23 protein-coding genes are annotated in these 17,779 nt (G+C 58.7%); 17 read left to right on the forward strand and 6 right to left on the reverse strand.

Annotation, left to right across the window (positions count from 1 at the left end; translation table 11 throughout):
• Window positions 1–21 precede the first annotated feature (21 nt).
• From IEY26_RS11280 to IEY26_RS11295, 4 genes are all read left to right on the forward strand, one after another.
• On the forward strand, window positions 22–771 hold the full coding sequence (locus IEY26_RS11280) for a hypothetical protein (RefSeq protein WP_188979013.1): 750 nt from the start codon (window positions 22–24) through the stop codon (window positions 769–771).
• A 56-nt stretch (window positions 772–827) separates the two neighbouring features.
• Window positions 828–1,631, forward strand: coding sequence for a DUF429 domain-containing protein (locus IEY26_RS11285; RefSeq protein WP_188979015.1), 804 nt, complete (start codon window positions 828–830; stop codon window positions 1,629–1,631).
• Window positions 1,632–1,745: 114 nt separating this feature from the next.
• Window positions 1,746–2,096 carry a hypothetical protein gene (locus tag IEY26_RS11290; protein WP_188979016.1) on the forward strand — a complete coding sequence of 117 codons (351 nt, stop codon included), beginning with the start codon at window positions 1,746–1,748 and terminating at the stop codon, window positions 2,094–2,096.
• Window positions 2,097–2,871: 775 nt separating this feature from the next.
• On the forward strand, window positions 2,872–3,606 hold the full coding sequence (locus tag IEY26_RS11295) for a hypothetical protein (RefSeq protein ID WP_188979017.1): 735 nt from the start codon (window positions 2,872–2,874) through the stop codon (window positions 3,604–3,606).
• Between the two features lies 1 nt (window position 3,607).
• On the opposite strand, the gene IEY26_RS11300 is transcribed toward IEY26_RS11295, so the two are convergent.
• A complete protein-coding gene (locus tag IEY26_RS11300) occupies window positions 3,608–3,832 on the reverse strand; it encodes a hypothetical protein (protein WP_188979018.1) in 225 nt (74 codons plus the stop codon).
• A gap of 698 nt (window positions 3,833–4,530) precedes the next feature.
• Between IEY26_RS11300 and IEY26_RS11305 the strand changes: the two genes are divergently transcribed.
• From IEY26_RS11305 to IEY26_RS11335, 7 genes are all read left to right on the forward strand, one after another.
• A complete protein-coding gene (locus IEY26_RS11305) occupies window positions 4,531–6,525 on the forward strand; it encodes a hypothetical protein (protein ID WP_188979019.1) in 1,995 nt (664 codons plus the stop codon).
• A 111-nt stretch (window positions 6,526–6,636) separates the two neighbouring features.
• The gene (locus tag IEY26_RS11310; RefSeq protein WP_188979020.1) at window positions 6,637–7,254 is read left to right on the forward strand and encodes a tyrosine-type recombinase/integrase; all 618 of its coding nucleotides are present in this window, start codon (window positions 6,637–6,639) and stop codon (window positions 7,252–7,254) included.
• 134 nt (window positions 7,255–7,388) lie between these two features.
• Window positions 7,389–7,958 carry a DUF7342 family protein gene (locus tag IEY26_RS11315; protein ID WP_188979022.1) on the forward strand — a complete coding sequence of 190 codons (570 nt, stop codon included), beginning with the start codon at window positions 7,389–7,391 and terminating at the stop codon, window positions 7,956–7,958.
• Window positions 7,951–8,388, forward strand: coding sequence for a hypothetical protein (locus tag IEY26_RS11320; protein ID WP_188979023.1), 438 nt, complete (start codon window positions 7,951–7,953; stop codon window positions 8,386–8,388). Before IEY26_RS11315 ends, IEY26_RS11320 begins: the two co-directional genes overlap by 8 nt.
• Before the next feature lie 107 nt (window positions 8,389–8,495).
• Window positions 8,496–8,876, forward strand: coding sequence for a hypothetical protein (locus IEY26_RS11325; protein ID WP_188979024.1), 381 nt, complete (start codon window positions 8,496–8,498; stop codon window positions 8,874–8,876).
• 51 nt (window positions 8,877–8,927) lie between these two features.
• Window positions 8,928–9,197: a hypothetical protein gene (locus IEY26_RS11330; protein ID WP_188979025.1), complete on the forward strand. Its 270-nt coding sequence runs from the start codon at window positions 8,928–8,930 to the stop codon at window positions 9,195–9,197.
• Window positions 9,198–9,247: 50 nt separating this feature from the next.
• Entirely contained in the window at window positions 9,248–10,291 is a 1,044-nt protein-coding gene (locus IEY26_RS11335) for an HNH endonuclease (protein WP_188979026.1), read from the forward strand.
• A gap of 24 nt (window positions 10,292–10,315) precedes the next feature.
• Here the strand turns inward: IEY26_RS11335 and IEY26_RS11340 are convergent, their stop codons facing one another.
• Window positions 10,316–10,825, reverse strand: coding sequence for a PIN domain-containing protein (locus IEY26_RS11340; RefSeq protein ID WP_188979027.1), 510 nt, complete (start codon window positions 10,823–10,825; stop codon window positions 10,316–10,318).
• Window positions 10,822–11,127 carry a ribbon-helix-helix domain-containing protein gene (locus IEY26_RS11345; RefSeq protein ID WP_188979028.1) on the reverse strand — a complete coding sequence of 102 codons (306 nt, stop codon included), beginning with the start codon at window positions 11,125–11,127 and terminating at the stop codon, window positions 10,822–10,824. The genes IEY26_RS11340 and IEY26_RS11345 overlap by 4 nt, the downstream gene beginning before the upstream one ends.
• 306 nt (window positions 11,128–11,433) lie before the next feature.
• Here IEY26_RS11345 and IEY26_RS11350 point away from each other — a divergent pair, with 306 nt between their 5' ends.
• The 5 genes from IEY26_RS11350 (at window position 11,434) to IEY26_RS11370 (ending at window position 13,544) form a co-directional block, all read left to right on the forward strand.
• The gene (locus IEY26_RS11350) at window positions 11,434–11,631 is read left to right on the forward strand and encodes a hypothetical protein (protein WP_188979029.1); all 198 of its coding nucleotides are present in this window, start codon (window positions 11,434–11,436) and stop codon (window positions 11,629–11,631) included.
• 10 nt (window positions 11,632–11,641) lie between these two features.
• Window positions 11,642–12,178, forward strand: coding sequence for a hypothetical protein (locus IEY26_RS11355; protein WP_188979031.1), 537 nt, complete (start codon window positions 11,642–11,644; stop codon window positions 12,176–12,178).
• Window positions 12,179–12,353: 175 nt separating this feature from the next.
• Window positions 12,354–12,566: a hypothetical protein gene (locus IEY26_RS11360; protein WP_188979033.1), complete on the forward strand. Its 213-nt coding sequence runs from the start codon at window positions 12,354–12,356 to the stop codon at window positions 12,564–12,566.
• 71 nt (window positions 12,567–12,637) lie between these two features.
• Window positions 12,638–13,294, forward strand: coding sequence for a hypothetical protein (locus tag IEY26_RS11365; RefSeq protein ID WP_188979034.1), 657 nt, complete (start codon window positions 12,638–12,640; stop codon window positions 13,292–13,294).
• 4 nt (window positions 13,295–13,298) lie between these two features.
• Window positions 13,299–13,544 (forward strand): hypothetical protein, encoded by a 246-nt coding sequence (locus IEY26_RS11370; protein WP_188979037.1) that lies wholly within the window; start codon window positions 13,299–13,301, stop codon window positions 13,542–13,544.
• A 205-nt stretch (window positions 13,545–13,749) separates the two neighbouring features.
• On the opposite strand, the gene IEY26_RS11375 is transcribed toward IEY26_RS11370, so the two are convergent.
• The 3 genes from IEY26_RS11375 to IEY26_RS11385 form a co-directional block, all read right to left on the reverse strand.
• Complete coding sequence (locus tag IEY26_RS11375) at window positions 13,750–15,471, reverse strand: HEAT repeat domain-containing protein (protein ID WP_188979038.1); 1,722 nt, start codon at window positions 15,469–15,471, stop codon at window positions 13,750–13,752.
• The gene (locus IEY26_RS11380; RefSeq protein WP_188979040.1) at window positions 15,471–16,379 is read right to left on the reverse strand and encodes an ADP-ribosylglycohydrolase family protein; all 909 of its coding nucleotides are present in this window, start codon (window positions 16,377–16,379) and stop codon (window positions 15,471–15,473) included. The genes IEY26_RS11375 and IEY26_RS11380 overlap by 1 nt, the downstream gene beginning before the upstream one ends.
• A gap of 241 nt (window positions 16,380–16,620) precedes the next feature.
• Window positions 16,621–17,283 (reverse strand): metallophosphoesterase family protein, encoded by a 663-nt coding sequence (locus tag IEY26_RS11385; protein ID WP_188979042.1) that lies wholly within the window; start codon window positions 17,281–17,283, stop codon window positions 16,621–16,623.
• A gap of 100 nt (window positions 17,284–17,383) precedes the next feature.
• Here IEY26_RS11385 and IEY26_RS11390 point away from each other — a divergent pair, with 100 nt between their 5' ends.
• Window positions 17,384–17,740: a hypothetical protein gene (locus IEY26_RS11390; protein ID WP_188979043.1), complete on the forward strand. Its 357-nt coding sequence runs from the start codon at window positions 17,384–17,386 to the stop codon at window positions 17,738–17,740.
• The last annotated feature ends 39 nt before the right edge of the window (window positions 17,741–17,779 follow it).

The following is a 17,779-nucleotide window of genomic DNA, read 5'->3' on the forward strand; positions in this document are numbered from 1 at the left end:
GATCCGGAGTCCGGCTTCGTAGTGAACATCTACGATGGGAAGCACCTGATTCAGGTTAGCCCGCACGACAATGGGTACCAACTGAGTTTGTCATCAAAGACAGGGATGGGGGATGCAGCGTACCTCCGGACCTATGATCGTCAAGAGCGGTATCGACGGCGACTTGAAGCAGAATATGAGAGGATCGATGCTGACGCTGTGTTCGCGGTGTTAGAGGAACACTTCACCAATGAAGAGTACCGCATTGTGAATCTCAAGGACGGCCCGAAAACCTTCGCTGATCGTGGTGCGCATCTCTATGTCGAGACCGGAGAGACAATCCCGACACTGACCAGTGAGAAGGACTATCGGAACGATCAGTGGAAGGCGGACACGACATACCGCCTAACGATTTGGCCAACGCACGATCTGTGGATTGAAGTCAGAGACACCGATAGCGGTGATTTGATTGATGACTATCGGCCCCACAGCCGGTTGGAAGATATCCGGAAGGAGGAGAAGGACGACCACGAACGGGAACGAGGGCCGACGTCCGTGCCAGGTGTCCATGCGCCCGTCGTCGCTGGCACGTTAGACAATGCACCCGTCGTCCATACCCACGTGGACTGCGCTCATTTGGATCAATTGAATGAGACGCGGTTCAATCCTGTTGGCGAAAAGCCCCCGCAACTTCCTGCTGATGAACTCGGCGAATTGCCGTTACGCTGGTGTTCCTCATGTAGGTATCGTGAACCCACGCCTGAGAAGATTCGACAACAGTACGGTCCCTGAACTGCTGACTGAGTACCCCCGTGTATTTTGCCGTTGTAGTGGGACGGCGAGTTGTAGTGACGAGGGAACCCACCCATTTCGTCGGGGTTGATTGGGCATCTGGCGCATGGGTCACGGTCGTGTACTCCAGTAAGTCGGACAGACCCGATATCGACGTGTTCGATACGATTCGGGAAGTGTGGGACGAATACGGAGAGGCGAGTCATCGCATCGTTGTGGACGTCCCAATCGGTCTCTGCGAATCATTTGACGCCGACGACTGCCCTTGTGAGGTGGCTGACGGCGAGATTTTCCGAGCGTGTGACTCCCTTGCCAGGTCAGTCATTGGTGATCGGTATCGGTCGGTGTTCACATCGCCTGCTCGACAGGCAGCGCGAATGGCCGCGGATGGAGACGCGGGTCACGCTGAGATAACGGAGAAGAACAAAGATCTCACGGGGAAGGGGCTTACCCAGCAGGCTGCTGGTATTGCCAGTGGGATTGTTGCTACTGAGGACCTCCTATTGGGCGATGGGGACTCGGACGTATTGGTCGAAGGCCATCCAGAAGTGTGCTTTCGGGCATTCAATGGGAAGCCCCTGGAGCACAGCAAGAAAACTGCTCCAGGTGTCGATGAAAGACTATCTGCGATAAGTAGTGTACAGGAGTATACCCCCGATGACTGGCGCGTCCTCGCTAAAGACCTGCGAACGGAAGATCGGAGAGTTCAGTTGGACGACCTTCTTGACGCGCTTGTTCTGGCTCTCACAGCGTTTGCCAAGGATGACGAGTACAAACAACTACCACCGGATCCACCGACCGACGCGAACGGATTACCGATGCAAATGGTCTACCGAAGCAGAACTGACCTAGTTGAGTGAAACACCCCCAGCTCTGCTCCTCGTCAGTCATACAGCGGCAAGGAAAACTTCTAGGCGAAATGAGGTCGTCTTGGAGAAACATTCTATGTACGACTGAGCCAATGACTTGACAAGATGCCTGGGTTCGAACATGGATATGAACGAGGTGTCGGGATGATAGCTCAAACTGTTGTTGTAGCACTTCTGATCGGCAAGCTCGTTCCTGTTCTCGTTGAGGCTGGCTACCTCCCCTCTGGACTATTCTGGTGGATTATCCCCACTTCAATCGTGAGTGTCGTGATGACTGTCGATGCATCCCGATTCTGGTCCTTCGGATACCTAGCAGGTGTCTGTATCGGAATTTTCGTTGCACTTCCAATCTTCATCAAAGCGGGGCTCCTCGGCCCACTAGATCTACTAACCTATGGTGGTCTCGCAGTTGCTGCAGTCGCTCTGCGAGTGAAGATCCACAGTTCAAGCCTTTAAACCAGATCCACTGGTCGCTATCTTCCGATGGGTTAGAAGTCTGTAGGTGGAAGGAGGTCACAGAGCACAGGCGCTTGACTGAGAAGCGCGTCAAAGAGCTGTTCAGTATGTCGGTATAGCGCATGGTGCTCATCAACCGTATAAGTCGCGTCCTCGGCGTCCGTACGAGATAGGAACCCATTGTCGAGAAGCAGAGCCAAAACGGTATCTAATGCACGTCCTGATCGGCCGGACTCGACTTCGAGTGTGTGACGAGGGAATCGGGAACGGAAACCACGCGTACAGCAGCTCAACACGTGGGCGCGTCGGTCAGTGAACAACTCGTTCAGTGCAGAACGGTGGGTTCGCGTCCAGTAATCATCGAGCTTAATGTAGGTCTGGACGATTGGAGACAGTTCGTTAAGACTGCCGTTGACGTGAACGATCCCAAGGTCGTTGAGTGCGTGCAGGTCCTGTGTGTCGAGAGACTCACCCAGCGGATGGAGAACGGTCTGGAACGCCTCGTGATACCGTGATGTAAGGAACTCGCCAGCGACGACATGCGCATTGCCGATATTCCTGGTCGGATGGATTGCCTCGTGGTGATCGGGATCACGGTGATCCACGTGGGTTCGAGGATAGGTCATGAGCCACTTCCCACAACGCGGTATCAGGTATTAACATTCCGAGCGCACAGAACTGCGTCTGATTTCGCTGGGAGTCCCAACAGCGCCTATCCTAGATACAAAAATACGAACTGATTCAAGTATAGTTCGTGACTATGCAATAGTGAGCTATGCCGGAGGCACTGGTCAAAGGGGAGACTCACTCCTCGAAGAAGGACAAGCAGGCTCTACTTAATCTGGATTTTACAGAGTACGATGCGGTATTCCGCGAGGGCTATGACAAGGATTACTTCCAGCGAGATATCGACTCTCTCTACGCCTTATTCGCTATCGGACATCTTGTCTATGGTGCGACGTACAGCCGCCTGTACCACTCCGGTGATGAGTTTAAACGACAAGCAAAGCGGCAGGGTCTCCCGGTCCACGACCGGATCGACGCGGCTGTCTACGAAACCTATGAAATGGTACCACGGTGGCAACGTGGCGGACTCTTCCTCATCTCACCGCTGTTTGCAGGACTAATACTGGGTTTCGTTGTCCAGCCTGTGGATTGGGTGCTGTCCCGAGTAGCGCCTGGAATCCTGGGAGAACTGGCTTTTGCCGGTGTGGTTCTCACACTCCTGTGTTTCGGGTTTGTGTGGGCGCTCGCGTACTTCCTTCTTATCGAAAATCGAGCGATGTATGAACGAGACGAGGTGATGGCGCGTGAAATTGTACAGATCGTGGAGACAAACGGGTACGAATCGGTTCTCATCTCGTGCGGCGGAAATCACCGATCCGGAATCAGCTCGTACCTCCGCGAAGAGAGATGGGAGGTGAAAGAAGAGGCCACAGATAGTCTCCTTGGGAAGCTACTGCACTTTCTGTCGATCAAACGTCTCCGTCAGAAGTGGTCCGACCAGTAAGTCACTCATCAGGGTCATTGTGATCCAGAAGCACGAATCCATCTTCAACACGGATCACTACTTCGTCGGTCTCTTTTGGATCGATCCCTTGCTGTTCAAGCTCTTCTGCGGTCAGGAAGATGGGAACGCCGACAGCGCCCCGTTCGCCGGTTCGGTTTACCTTCGCTCGACGGAGATGCTCACTGCTTGTTGACTCCTCGATAGTCGCATCAATATGGCGGGTCATCGGGAGTCACCCCCTGGGATGGTGTTGGCTATTCTTGTTTCAGTCATGGTTCGTTTGTTCATCATTCTCAACTCGGTAATTCGGGGTAATTCGCATCCACTTTTAAAACCTTGTACTGAACTACTCAGCGGCGATTATCTGCTCAATCTGAGACGCGTGCCTACGGGAGCGAAAACGGGCCTCTGGGTGAACTGACCCAGTGGCATGACTTCCTCATCGGCACCTCAATTGTGTGCGTAGGACCACCGACACCTGGCTGATGTCGATGAAACATTGAGAACCGATACACGCTGGGGTGATCTCTGTTGCAGTGGAGTTCTCACCCACAAACATCTTGGGACTCCCACGACACCAATATTCTGCGGTCAGTTTTAACCAAACATCTTGGAAATTCCGCGCAATCCAAACAAGGTAATTTAGTAAATCCGACGATTCTACTTCTGTCTTTACGAAACGTATTCGCTGGTGAGACGGCTTTAGACACCTATTGTCGCTCCATCTGTCAAATCCAATACTAGACAGACGGAATATGTTTTAGAGTGGGTTTCCGGTATAACCTATTGAGGAGCGGCTATTCGGCCTATTCAAAAAGAGTACTATTGTAGGTTGGAAAATCGGCCAGAGACAAAATTTCCAACGCGACTCAGTCTGAGGGCAATTCCTTATCCGTGACTGCAGACTAGTTCTATGCAGCACTCATGCCCGACGGCACCCCAGTTTCGCACACCGATTATGAAAGACCCTCACAGGCACGTGGACGCGGTGAGTACTCTACTCTCATAACGTATGATGAGCATCGACAGAAAACTGGATTTGGATCGGTCGCATCTCGTTTCGACAGCGGCATTGAACTCACTCATCCCGCGCCGGACATTGAGGCACTTCGACAGACTACTCATCTAACTGGTCAACTCCATCAGTACAACCGTGACCGATCAGATCGTGAGTGGCCCTACGCAAACGATGGCACGACGCTATACGATCTCACCGTTCTCGATGTTATGGAGAAAGCGCTTGCTGTCGAGGATCTCTCGCCTGATTCTCTTGATGTTCCGACACGGAGATTCAAAGTTGTCTTTCTCAAGAACGCCCGTCAACCCGCGACGCATAAAGGATTCTACGAATACATCCTTGATTCCGACCCTGTACTCACTGAACTCGGTTACTCTGGGGCGTCGGATCTGCCAGGATATGAAACGCTCCGTGTCGCCTCGGAAGACAAACTACCGAGCGAACTGAGCGATGTGGAGCAGAACGCGTTTGATGCGGCTGTCATTCGCGCGGTGTATGCCGTGTATCGAAACGGGATTGCGGTTCCGGCAACAGTGGGCGACGCGTACGGATTCGAGGCAGTAACTCCACCATTGTCTGAGAGGTCGGTTCGTCGTACAGACAAGAAAACGGCGCTTCGGAATTGGGTTCGGTTACTGTTCGAGGAAACGACCCACCCACTCACGTTCCATCGGTCCCGACCCCGTACTGACTTTCAGCAGTACATAGGGGTCTTCGCTGCTTCTGCGCTATACGGCTGCGGTGTACAGGCCGTCGCGGACGTCGCGGACTACAACTACCCGCGAGACAACATCCCGAAGGGCAGCGGTATTGGGAAGTACATTAGAAGCGACGCTCTCCCACTGAATGACCCTCAGGCTGCTTTAGCAAACACAGAGAATCAAACGATTACGGCACAGTTCGATGCAGTTCACCGTGCGACACTCCAACTTGCAGACAAACGCGGATTCTTCGCAGAACCACGCTCGTTAGCAGTTGATCTATACCGTATCGAATGGACCGGGGTCGAGAACGATGTTACGATCAACCGGCCCCCGAAGTCAGAGAACGACACCCGCTCCGAATGGACGTATGCAGTTCTCGGGATTATTGACACAGAGGCTCGATTCACACTTGGCACGCGGTGGTTGCCGGATAAATCGAAGTACCCGAGTGCCGTCACTGAACTCACACCGGTTGTAGTCGATTTCGTTGACGTTGAAGCGTTGTACGCCGACAGTGAGATGGTCTCAGGGGCATTGATCGATGCGTTCCGTAAGATCGCGGGCTCAAATTGGGCGGTACGTGCTCCGAACCACACCGTGATTAAGCAGCTGAAGAGCTTCACGCCCGAAAATCATACTGGGTACGTTCCAGCGGTAGCCTGGAAGACATCGCCGAAACCCGCTGCTGTTTCATACTCGTACGATAGCAGCAACCCTTCGCTCATTGAGTTCACTGCCCGGGACTTGAAACAAGCCGACCCGGGAGACATCGAAGACCAAACGAATATCTTCGACTTCACGGGGACTGAAGCGTCCGCAGAGGATCTCCCAGCAACACTTACGGAGCAGTTTGATGATCCTGCATCGCTGTCTGGGGTCGGTGATACTTCAACTCACGCCGCGTACTTGACTGACCGCTCGTTACCTGAACGTTCTGGCGGTGGAATTCACTTCCCGTACTATCAGCGCTGGGCGATTGAGGAGACAATGAATCAGATATCGAATGATTTCATGCCCATGATCAACAGCAGCAACGAGAAACTTCGCCTCTACGGCGTGAATATCTCGATCCTCTTGCAAAACTGGCACACGCTTATCAACCGCGCCCCATCCCCGGAACTCGCGCTTCGACTCGACGTCACACATCAGGAACTACTGCGGGCCATTGAGGATGTCGCGTTCAGCGACCCTGCTTAGTACCTGTATGACGACGGCGTTCTGACTGCCGCTCAACTTTGGAATCTTCTTGTAAACTCCAAAGTTCAAAGGGGGTTGACCCACTATTGCTTATAAGAGAGGTACGTCAGAATGAGTGACTACGCAAATTCCCAAGTTCGCGCGAAAGTATGGGTGGTCCCAGACCAAGTCGAGACACTCCGCTCGACTTGTTATGCTATCGGAGCCGACTATCTGCAGCAACGCAACGAGGCCATCGTGACGACGATGTACGATACTGGACTCCGGGTCGGGGAACTCGTCCAGCTCAATGTCGAACTTCTTCGAAACAATAACTCAGAACTCTACCTTCCAACGGAGATCCAGAAAGACTACCCGAACGAAAACTCACCACCACCTGTAACGCTTGAACTTGCGGAGGATACTGCACGACTGCTCTCTGCGTATCTCACCAATCGTTGGAAAGACACGCCAGCACTCTTCCCCGCTCGCTCTTCTGATCGGATCTCCGAACAAGGTGTCCGAGATATGATCCACAAAATTGCGAACGAAGCAGAGATTCGCCCATTCAAAATCGACGGGAGCAGAGGTACCCCTGACGACGTCACGCCACACGCACTGCGTCACGGTGTCGCCTACCGAATGATGAACACCGAAGATGGGCACACTCTCTACGATGTCCGCAATCGACTCCGTCACCGAAGTATCCAGACTACTGAACGAATCTACGACCACATGCTGAAGGTGTAACTACGACCCCGAACCTGATCTGCCGGTTCGGAACCGAGCTGCACGTTTCAACAGCCACCTGAAGCAGAAATAATTCAGCGTACAACAGATATATGTCTCTTCGGGTGGTACGGGCCGGTGAGAGGGCCTCACGAATGGACATCACGGACATCCCAGACGACGCGTACGCTGGCGACGAAGCACCGCCAGACATCGAGGAACTGGAGTCGCCCGAATCGCTGCTCAAGGGCGGACCGATCCGCGAGCGACTTCTCGACGTCGTCACCGGACTTCGAACCCCCACGAAGGTATCCGCCATCGCGGACCTCGCTGACTGCGATACCGAGACGGCCCGCGACTACCTGGAGTGGTTCGACGAGATGGGACTGGTCCACCGCCACGATGGCCGCCCAGTCCGCTACGTGCGCAACGACGCGTACTTCCAGTGGCGACGCATCGACCGCATCCGCGAAGATTACTCTGAACAAGAGATCGTCGAGGCGCTTTCAGACGCCATCGACCAGATCGAGGACTACAGAGACCAATTCGACGCAGACGACCCCGGGGACGTCTCACTCATCGAAGCCAGCCAGGACATGCCCACTGAAGACGCGTGGGCGGCGCTCTCCGAGTGGAAAACACTCGAACGCAGAGCGACCCTCCTCGATGCGGCGCGGCGCGACCACCCAACCGCTGGGAGCACACCTGGCCACATCGATGCCTGACACCCCGGACGACCCGTCCGGTACGGGCCCTATCGATGCGGAGCTTCTCGACCGAATTGCCGCGCACCTCACTCGAAGCGCTCGCTTCAACGATATCCAAGCACGCCCCCCGTATGCGCCGAATTCTGTCGTTGCGGACTACGACCTCGGGTATTTCCCTGGCGGCGTGACGCGCGCGTATCTTCGGCTCCGATGGTTCGAGACAGACGACTTCAGCATCCACTACTCCGAGCAATACCAGACGGGCGCGTCGTGGGAGTGCCGTTGGGATCGTCATCCGAACGACCACAACACCCGCGAACACTTCCACCCACCACCGGATGCAGTGACACCTGGCGACGACGCGGACTACCCCTCTGAGTGGCGGGACATACTCGCCACCGTCCTCACCCGTCTCGACGAACGGATCGAAGCGTTTTGGGACGAGTAACGGCCCAGCACAGCCGGTTAGTGTGTGGTTCTACGGAACACTGCCTGGCCGAATACGACTCGGATCAGGGAAACTGATTACTGGTATCCTGCTGTACCGACGTATCGATGCCCCAGATATTCGATTTCTACTGTTCGAATCCGGACTGTGGGTTCGAGATGCCGTCCGGCTGGGGGTACTACATGTACGCGGTTGCGGACGACGGCGAACGCGTCCACTGCCCACATCCCGGTGAGATGAGGCGAGCGCGAGAAGTGATTGGCGAGGACGCCTCCCAGAAGGAGATTGACCGTCGCACCGGATTCAATACGCAGTGCTTCTGTATCCACTGTGCAACGCAGGTAGACTTGGACTTGGATCGGGATGAGAAAGCGTGCCCGGAGTGCCAGTCGAACGCGGTCAAAACCATTGATGAACTCGTCGACGAGCAATGCCCGGTCTGTGAAGATGAAACGGTCGTCGCCGAAGACACCGGCGCGATAGCATAGCTGTCGAGCCGTGATTAACTAGTCCAGCGCAGCAATCCGAACAGAGAAACGATGAGAGTCACCGGCAACACAATCTACGAACACGACGAACACGGGGAAGTGCTCGTCATCGACGTTCACCACGTCTTCGACGAGTACGACCTCGAAACCGGACGCGGGGAACTTCATTCGCGCGTCGTTCGATACGCCCCGAGCTGGGACGACTACGGACCGATGCCGGGAAGCATCCAAGTAACATCAACGGCCGACTTCCGAGAGCAGTTAGGTGAACAAGTCAGAACATTCGAACCGCTCGAACCGCAGGCTGAAACAGACGAGTAGCGCGTATCACGCAGGCATTTATTGACTGACAGACGTAATGACGGAGTATCATGCAACACGGGTTTCGGGTTGGGCAACAATACCGCGACACCGGGAGCTACCGGAACCCGGACGACCAGTTCCTCCGGTGGATTCGCGGCCCGCTCGACAGCGGCATCAAGAACACCGGCGGTATCCGCGACCTTGGCGCCGACCGCTCCGACACACCCGCGGCGCTCGTCCTCGTCTCCAACGACAGCGGGATCTCCCAGCACGACGACCCGTGGGAGGACACGCTCGCCGTCAACGCCGGCTACGTGAGTTACTGGGGCGACGCGAAGGCCGACAACCCCTACGACGAGTCCGCGCAGAACCGGAAGATCAAGCACGCCTTCGACGACGCGGCGGCCGGTCGCCGCGAGGACGTCCCGCCCGTGCTCGTCTTCCGGAAGCCGGAGTCCGGCGTCGTCGAGTTCTGCGGGCTCTGCGTCCCCGACCACCTCGAAGTCCGCGCGTACCGCGCCGACGACGGTACCCAGATCCCGAACTACCGGTTCCACTTCTCGATCCTCAATACGGAGGCTGTCCCGGTCACGTGGTTGCACGAGCGCGCCCGGCAGAACGACGACAGCGCGGCCCCGGACGTCTGGCAGCAGTGGGTCCAGACCGGCGAACTCGCGCAGTGGCCGACCGGCGAGCCCCTCGACGCACAGGGACGGATTCGTCGGTACGAGACGGCCGAGACCGTCGTGAGCGACGCCTTTCGAGAGGCGACGTTCGAACGCTACGGGCACGCGTGCACGATTACGGGCATCCACGACGACTCACTCCTCGACCTCGCGCACGTCCTCCCGCGCAGTCAGCGCCCAGACCTCGCAGAACACCCCGAGAACGTCTTCGTCCTGAACGCGCTGCACCATCGGGCGTTCGACGCCGCGCTCTTCACCATCGACAGCGACTACCGCGTCCGCACCAGCCCGTCCTTCGACCCCGCCCACCCGTTCCTCCGCGAGACCATCGTCGAACGCGAGGGCGAACGGATCGCGCTCCCACCCGACGCGCGCGTTCGAGACGCGTTCCTCGACGAACTCAACGCCGGCCTGTCTTGGCTCTAGGATCGACGCCCGTGGAGGGGAAGGCTACTCACGTGGGTCTGATCTGGTCTCGAAGAGTCGCTGCGCGTACCGGTAGATGGGGGCACCGAGCCAGTCGCGCTGGTCGGCAATCGTTTCGAGTGCGTCCGCGGCCACGTCCTCGCGCAAGACGTCGCGCTCGACGAGCGCGCGGAGAACGACCGGGGAGAGCGCGACGTCAGCCGTGACGAGCTGCTGGAGCTCAGGCAGTGCACGGAAGTCGTCCGTGACGAGGAACGCGGCGTCGCGCTCGCGGACCGTCCCGATGCAACTCGCCTCACCGGCGTCGATCTGACTCGTCTCCGGCCCGTGCTCGTCCGGGTCGATGACCGTGTACTGGTCACGGAGGCCGAGCGTCGTGGTGGCTCCCTGTGCGTGGACGTCGTCGTAGTCGGCGGTCGTATCGAGCTCGTCGAGAACGGTCGCGGTCGTCAACACGTCGAACGCCTCGCAGGCCGGTTCGAGCGCGTCGCCGATGGCGAGAGAGATGAACGCGCTCGTGTCGAGAACGATCATTCGTCGGCAGCGAGTTTCGATGCGAGCTCGTCACCGCGGTCAAGGACGTCCCTGGACGCGCGGACGGCTTCGGCGTCTTGGCGACCGACGACGTCGGCGAGGGCGTCGAAGCTGATCTCGTCGTCGAGGTAGAGTTCCACGACGGCTTCCCGGAACCGGTCGTCGGATTCCTTCTCCGCGAGGTACTCGCGGAGCGCTTCGATGAGCACGTCCGTTCGGTTTTTCTGCGTGACCTCCGCCGCGACGTCCGCCTGTGTGAGGAGCTCTTCGGGGATCCGGAAGTTCACGCGCTTCGTGCTCATGATCGTATGTACGTTGTACGTACGTTCGCAAAAGCGTGGTGGTCACGACGATTGGACACACGTTGCGTAGCGCGTAGAGCCTCAGGTTGTCCGTCTCCCAGTTGCAGAGTGGAACGCCGGCAGACGGGTATCTGAATGACACGTCCTCCCGTGCTCGGTACACGAACGTGCCTCAGCGTCCCCGCTCATCGGGCCACTTCGAGTACGCGAAGTCCAAAAAACGCGGCTCTGACACGCGAAGTCGCCGAATCCGCATAGAACAATCGCCCTCGATTATACTCCCCCGGAACATGGGGTCTGACAGCTATGTCGGATGAACTTGGCGAGGCGATTGGAGCGATCCTCGGGCTCGGGCTCGGTGGCGTCCTCCTCCTCAAGATGGCGACGCAACTCAACAGTACCGGGCCGGTGAACTTCACGTTCTGGGGGAGTATCTTTCTTCTAGGAGCAGTACTGGGAGCCGTATTATTGGTGTACGGTCTTATCGGTTCAGTAACGCGGTGAACTAGAGAGAATGTCCCTTATAGACCGACTCGACAAGAGCGACGACGATTCACTCCCGGACGAGGCGATTCTGAACGTGATGCGTCGCGGGGACGAGAAGGTCCTCACGACCGCAGAAATAGCCCGTGAACTCCCCATCACACAGGATTGGACCGGGAAACGGCTCAATAAGCTTGAAACCAACGGACGGGTTCACTCGAAGTCTGCGGGGCAGGGAAGGGTATGGTGGCTAGACGAGGCCGAACCGGCCTCTCACGTGGCGGAGCATATCGGCGACCTCATGTGGTACGCTTCGACCGCCGACCAGTCCGCGGGAAACATCTGGATTATGAGCGTGGGAATGTTCATCGTCTCCGGACTCCTTCTCATCCCGATCCTCCTGCTCGGCCTCTTTCCGGCCCTTTCAGCGATTCCCTTCACTACGACTGATTTCGCCACGGGTGCGATGCTCGGAGCCGTTGGTGGCGCGCTCTTCCTGATCGGGGGAAGTATCCTCAAACTAGCGTCCCTCTGGCTCACGCGGCGATACACGACTGTGTTGGAGTGAGTGTCAACGGGATCGCAGTCCTATCGTATCTAGTCGCGCTCCCAGCCGATACGCGCGTCCGGGATGCGTGCCTCGACGAACTAAACGCCGGCCTCTCGCGGCTGTGACAGACCGTCAAGTTCTAAGAGTGCACGTCGGCCAAATCATTATACTCGAATCTAGCGAACTGTGCTACATGAGCGTGAACGATGACGCGGCGGTTCGAGGCGTCGTACCGACCATAACCGGAGTAGTGACTGCGCTCGTGGCGATCCTCTGGCTATTCGGCACGGGCGGTCTCAGCGACTACTCGATCAGCGCCACGCTCATGCTCTACGTCGCCGTCGCAGCAGTAGTCACTGCCATCGGAATCGGAACCGAACAAGTCACTGAATGGTTGTCGATTTAACGACCCTCTGGCACGACAAAGCACTTAGCGGGTCAGCCTGTCGACGCGAGATAGACGAGGTCGTGACGAGTATGTCGGAACCCGAAATCAGTGAAGACGAAGCGCTACTGTTCCTCTACCTGTTAGAGAAGGTCGAGGCCGACGTGGAACGCGCGTTCGAGGAGGCGTCGGAGAGCGCGTTCGGCGACGAGAACGGGACGTTCGACGAGGAGCGCTGGGGCGCGTCGGCCGGGCAGGTGTACACCGAAGCGTCGCGGCGGAAACTCCGCCAGTTCGTCACGCACGCGCATCTCGACGCCGTCGATGACCTCGACGCGCGCCTCGCCGCGATTCGTGGACCCGCAGACGCCGAACGGGTAGACGTGGCGAGCGACGAGTCAGCGGCGCTCGAACGCGCGCTCGACGGGCTGATCGCAGCGGTGGACTACGCGGAAGACATCGGGGAGAACGAACTGTCACGGCGGATCGCGTCGTGCTACCAGGCCCTTGGGGAGGCCGCCCCGGCGGATCACTGGGAGGATTCGCCGACGTGCTCGGTGTGCGGTGCGGCGAACCCGAGGTACTTCTTCGGTCGCGTTGAGCTCCCTGACCCTGAGTCGGACGGTTCGTACGAGGACACCGGCGAGCGCGTGGACGGGCATCGCGTCACGCGGTGGACTGGCGACTACGTCACGTACGACTACTGGGAATGCGCGGATTGCTACGAGTCAGAGAAGCCGAAGCAGTAGCGACATGGCCCTCACTCACGATGACATCGAGACGATTCGCCTGTACGAACGGTACGACCGCGGCGAACTCACCGAGCGCGAGGCTCGCAACGCACTCGGGAACGAGATTATCGACGGTCTCGCGGAAGAAGCGGCGGCGTTCCGCGCGGCGACGAAACGCGATACAGCCGAGCTACTCGTGGACGGTGAAGCGTTACAGAATTCCGGTGAGACCGAGCGCCCCGATCAGGATCATTCCGAGTCCGGCTAACAGAATCCCGACCTGCCGCAGTCCGACGCGAGCCGTGAGGCGGTGGGTCATATCTTCGTTGTAGCGTCGCGCCGCACTTAACCCCGCTAGTAGAACGGGCGTAATAACCACGGGGGAGGGGGTGCGTCGAGAAAGTCACCCCCCTGTTCGGCCGGCGGCGTCTACAGGCGAACGCGGCGAGTGCTTTCGACACCCGACCGCTGTCTCACCGCAGTCGGGAAATCGCCCACCCAGCTCGGTCGCGCACTGTCTCGTCCAGATCGTTCTCTCGCACGTCCTCAAGGTCCTCGATAGGCACGCTCACGTTCGCATTCCCGATCAGCGTACACACGTTTGCCCGGACGTCCGGACTCGGATCCTGCAACGCAGCCGTTAACCGCTCCTGTTGTGCGCGAATCGCGGCAGGATCTGCTTCACCTGCTCGCTGGAGTGCAATCGACGCGTTCACTCGTGCCTGAATATTGGTATCCTCCAACCGCGCGGCGATCTGGTCAGCGTACTCGATCACGACCGCCGGATGCTCCTGTGCGAGGTCACCGAGCAACCCGACCGCATTATTCCGAACGCGTTTCGCGTCAGCGTCCAGTACCGCCACGAGCTCGTCCACGATGGGTTCCGCGGCGTCCGGATAGTTCGACGCGATCTTCCCGAGCGCCGCTAACGCATTCGTCTGCGCCGTCTCGCCCTCGCTCTGCATCGCCTCAATCAATGTGTCGATGGCCGGCATCACTTCCTCAGGATACGTTTCTGCGATGCAGGACAACGCGTACACCGCGTAACTCTGCGTCGCGTCTGTCTCGGCCGTCGCCGCCGCTTCTAAGGCCGGAACGGCGTCGAGAACGCTCGCCGGGTCAGCTTCCGCCAGTTCCATCAAGCAGTGCGTCGCGGCTGCCTGGTACATCGAATCCTCGCTCGCGTAGGCTGCCAGGTCTCCCACGTGGCCGTTCAGCACTGCTGGGTCGTCCGTCGCGGCTTCGTGAAGTGCTTGGAGCGCCGCTCGGTCGAGTGCTGACGGCTCGTCAGCTAAAAGCGCGAACGTGGTATCTACAGCGAGCGCTCGAACGTCGTCACAGTGCTCTACCGCGATCATCGCTAGTCGGAGCGCTGCACGACGATCCACGCTCGTGGAGTCCGCTACCGCATCGGACAGCATCGTCCGGAGCGTGTCCTCGTCCACTGACGAGAGATCGTCTTGGAGTTGCTCTCGAACCGCCGCGAACGCGGCGCCCGAGAACGGCTCGGCGAGCCGGTCGTACGGCACTGGATGTAACCGCTCGATCTCCGGGAGCCGAACGGAGAACCGCTCGTCGTTCCCGGCTGTCTCGAACCAGAACGCTGGCGGCCCTTTCAGCGGCGTCATCGACGGGCGGTCCGGTTCGAAATGCGTGACCAGATGCGTCTTCTGTTCGCCGTTCGTCCGGTGTGTGAGCTCGAATACGTACCCGTCGGCAAGGACATCTCGAACTGCGTCACCGGATTCAAACCCGCCGTCCGGACTCAGATCAGTCGAGGGTGGTGCTGATACTCCGAGTTCGCCTTGTCGGACGTGCTCGACGAAGTCCCACGCGTGATAGTGGTCCCAGCCCTTGACGTGACTCAAATCGAGGTCGTCGACGACCACGTAGCCGTCGGCGTCCGGGAACAACTCCGCGAGGATTCGGAGGCGCTCCTCGCGCTCGGGCCACCACGCGTACCGCCCGTATTCGTTTTTCTCGCCGAGCGCGTCGATGTGGCCGTCACGCCGCCGGATCGACTCGACCGTCCCCGGGATCTCCGCCTCCTCGACGAGATCCTGGTTCCCGATGGCCCACACCTCGTGGTCGGCCTCGTGCGCCCAGTACCGCACCCACTCAATCGGCACCGTTTCTTGACGTGGATGCGGGCTCACGTCCACCGTCCAGTCCCGGTCGAATGCCAAGACGTACATCACGCCACCTCCACGAGTCGCTCGGTCAGCGCGTCGATTTCCCCGGTTTCGTCGATAGCGGTGAGCCATCGCTCCGGGAGCTGTGCCGCCCCGAACCGCGCGCCCGCAACCGCGCCCGCAATCGCGCCAATCGTATCCGTATCACCACCACGGTTCACCGCGGTCACAATCGCTTCCTCGGCGCTCTCCGCGACCAACCCATCGTGGAGCGCCGTCTGGAGCGAGTGCACGACATACCCCGACGTCTCTAGGGTGTCGGGCGTCTCGCCACGAGCGAGCGGTCGGAGTGCGCCAATGAGTTCGTCCGGCGCGTTCGTCTCGACGTCGTCGAGCGCCTCTCGGAGTGGCTCGTCTGCGTCGTCGAGGAGCCCGGCGATGGTGAGGTTCAGCACAGCGCAGCCGTACGTGCAACGCGGATCGGCATGTGTGATCTGGGAGGACTGCCGACTCACTTCGGTGAGTCGCTCCCAATCCGTCGCGTACGGGACGGCGAGCGGCGCACACCGCATCACGCTCCCGTTCCCCGCGTTCTGTCCTTCGAGACTGTCCTCCCACACCTGCTGGCCCGCTTCATCCCATGCGTCACCGTGTTTGAGGCGGCTGAGCGACCGCATCGTCATCCGCCCGATATCGAACGGGTCGCTGTCGTACCACGCGACGAACCGCTCCGCAACATCCGCCGGATCGAATCCCTGGCGTTCGACGAGACTACGAGCGATACAGAGCGCCTGCTCGGTGTCGTCCGTAATCGTGCCGGCCGGCTGATTCCACGTGCCGTGCCCGACCATCTCGTCGAGCCGACCGTACTCGGCCGCGATAGCCGACGCCGACCCGAACTCCACAGGCCGCCCGAGCGCATCCCCGCACGCTAACCCAAGTAGCACTCCTCGTGCGCGTGCCAGTTCCATGCCAAACCATGGGCAAAGATCCGGAAAAGTATATCTCCGAAATCAAGACCGGGGATCCGATACTGTGCCGCCACCGAACCGGCACACACTACGGGTTTTATCCATAACCGTTCCGAACAAAGTCGCCAGCGCGAACCGAAGATGGGACACGGTATAACCCGCTGGTGACGAGCACCCAATCAGTACAACCCGCACAGGCGATTTTCCAAGCGGAGCCGCACGTATCTACCAAGAAACACAGTCACGCGCCATCGAACAGCCGTTCCCCTGTCTCAGCTGGAAGCTCCGCCACGACCACCTCGTGATAGACTCGGTCCACGTCGTAGTGCGCTCGCCGCAGCGAAATGTCTCCAGACGCCAGGTCAAGGATTGCGTACGCCGCACGCGGATCACCATCTCTAGGCTGCCCGACGCTCCCTGGATTCACTACCACGGTTCCATCAATCTCTGAGACGTCTTGGATGTGCGTGTGCCCAAGGAGGACGCCATCGTAGGTCTCGCTCGCCTCAGCTAGCTCGCTCACATCGTCGGGAAACACGTACGCGTCCGTTCGCGTCGGATGTGAGTGCACCGCCAGATAGTTATTGTCAACGGTCGCACGCTCCGGTAAGTCACGCAACCACGCGCGTTGTTCGCTCGACAGCGCGTCTTGAGCGTACTCCAATCCGGCGTGCGCCATCTGATTACCTGCCATCCGCAGTGGCGTCTCGACGAGCCGGTCATGGTTTCCCTGCACGACCACGTCAGCGTGCTTGCGGACCAACTCAACACACGCACTCGGCATCGGATTATACCCAACGATGTCCCCCAAGCACACCACCTGTTCGACCGGCGGGAGGTCCGCGAGCACCGCTTCAAGGGCTGGCTGGTTCGCGTGGATGTCTGCCAGCAGTGCGACCCGCATTAGGCTCACACGAGGAAGGTGCGATACTTAGCCACTATGGGTGGGATTCGCATCCGGCACGCCCAAAATGGTTAATTGGTTGACTGAATAGGGGTGGATGATGGCCGAAGAGATTCTTTATCCGGCGGGTGAGGAGCAGACGGAGTGTGCGATCTGCGGCGGCCCGCTGTACATCCCGCTGAGCTCGCCGTACGCGAACCTCGTGTGTGACGAGTGTGATCGTCGAGCCGTCACGGAAGATGGCGAGGAGCCGACGCACGGGAAGGCGTACAGAGAGAAGATGGCGGAGAAGTACGGCCCAGAGAGTGCGCAGGCGCGCTCGGGATCGGGCGACAACCCCGTGTTCATCGACGGGCAGAAATGCTGGCGGCGGTACCGGCACGGCGGCTACGTTACCCGCCTCGACCAGTTCGATTGCGACGACATCTGGGAATTCCGCGAGACACACAATCAGTAAGCGGGTCCTCGGGAGCACTTCCCCGTCCGGACCGGGTGA

The sequence above is a fragment of the Halocalculus aciditolerans genome (genome assembly GCF_014647475.1).
In the GTDB taxonomy this organism is placed as follows: Archaea; Halobacteriota; Halobacteria; order Halobacteriales; family Halobacteriaceae; genus Halocalculus; species Halocalculus aciditolerans.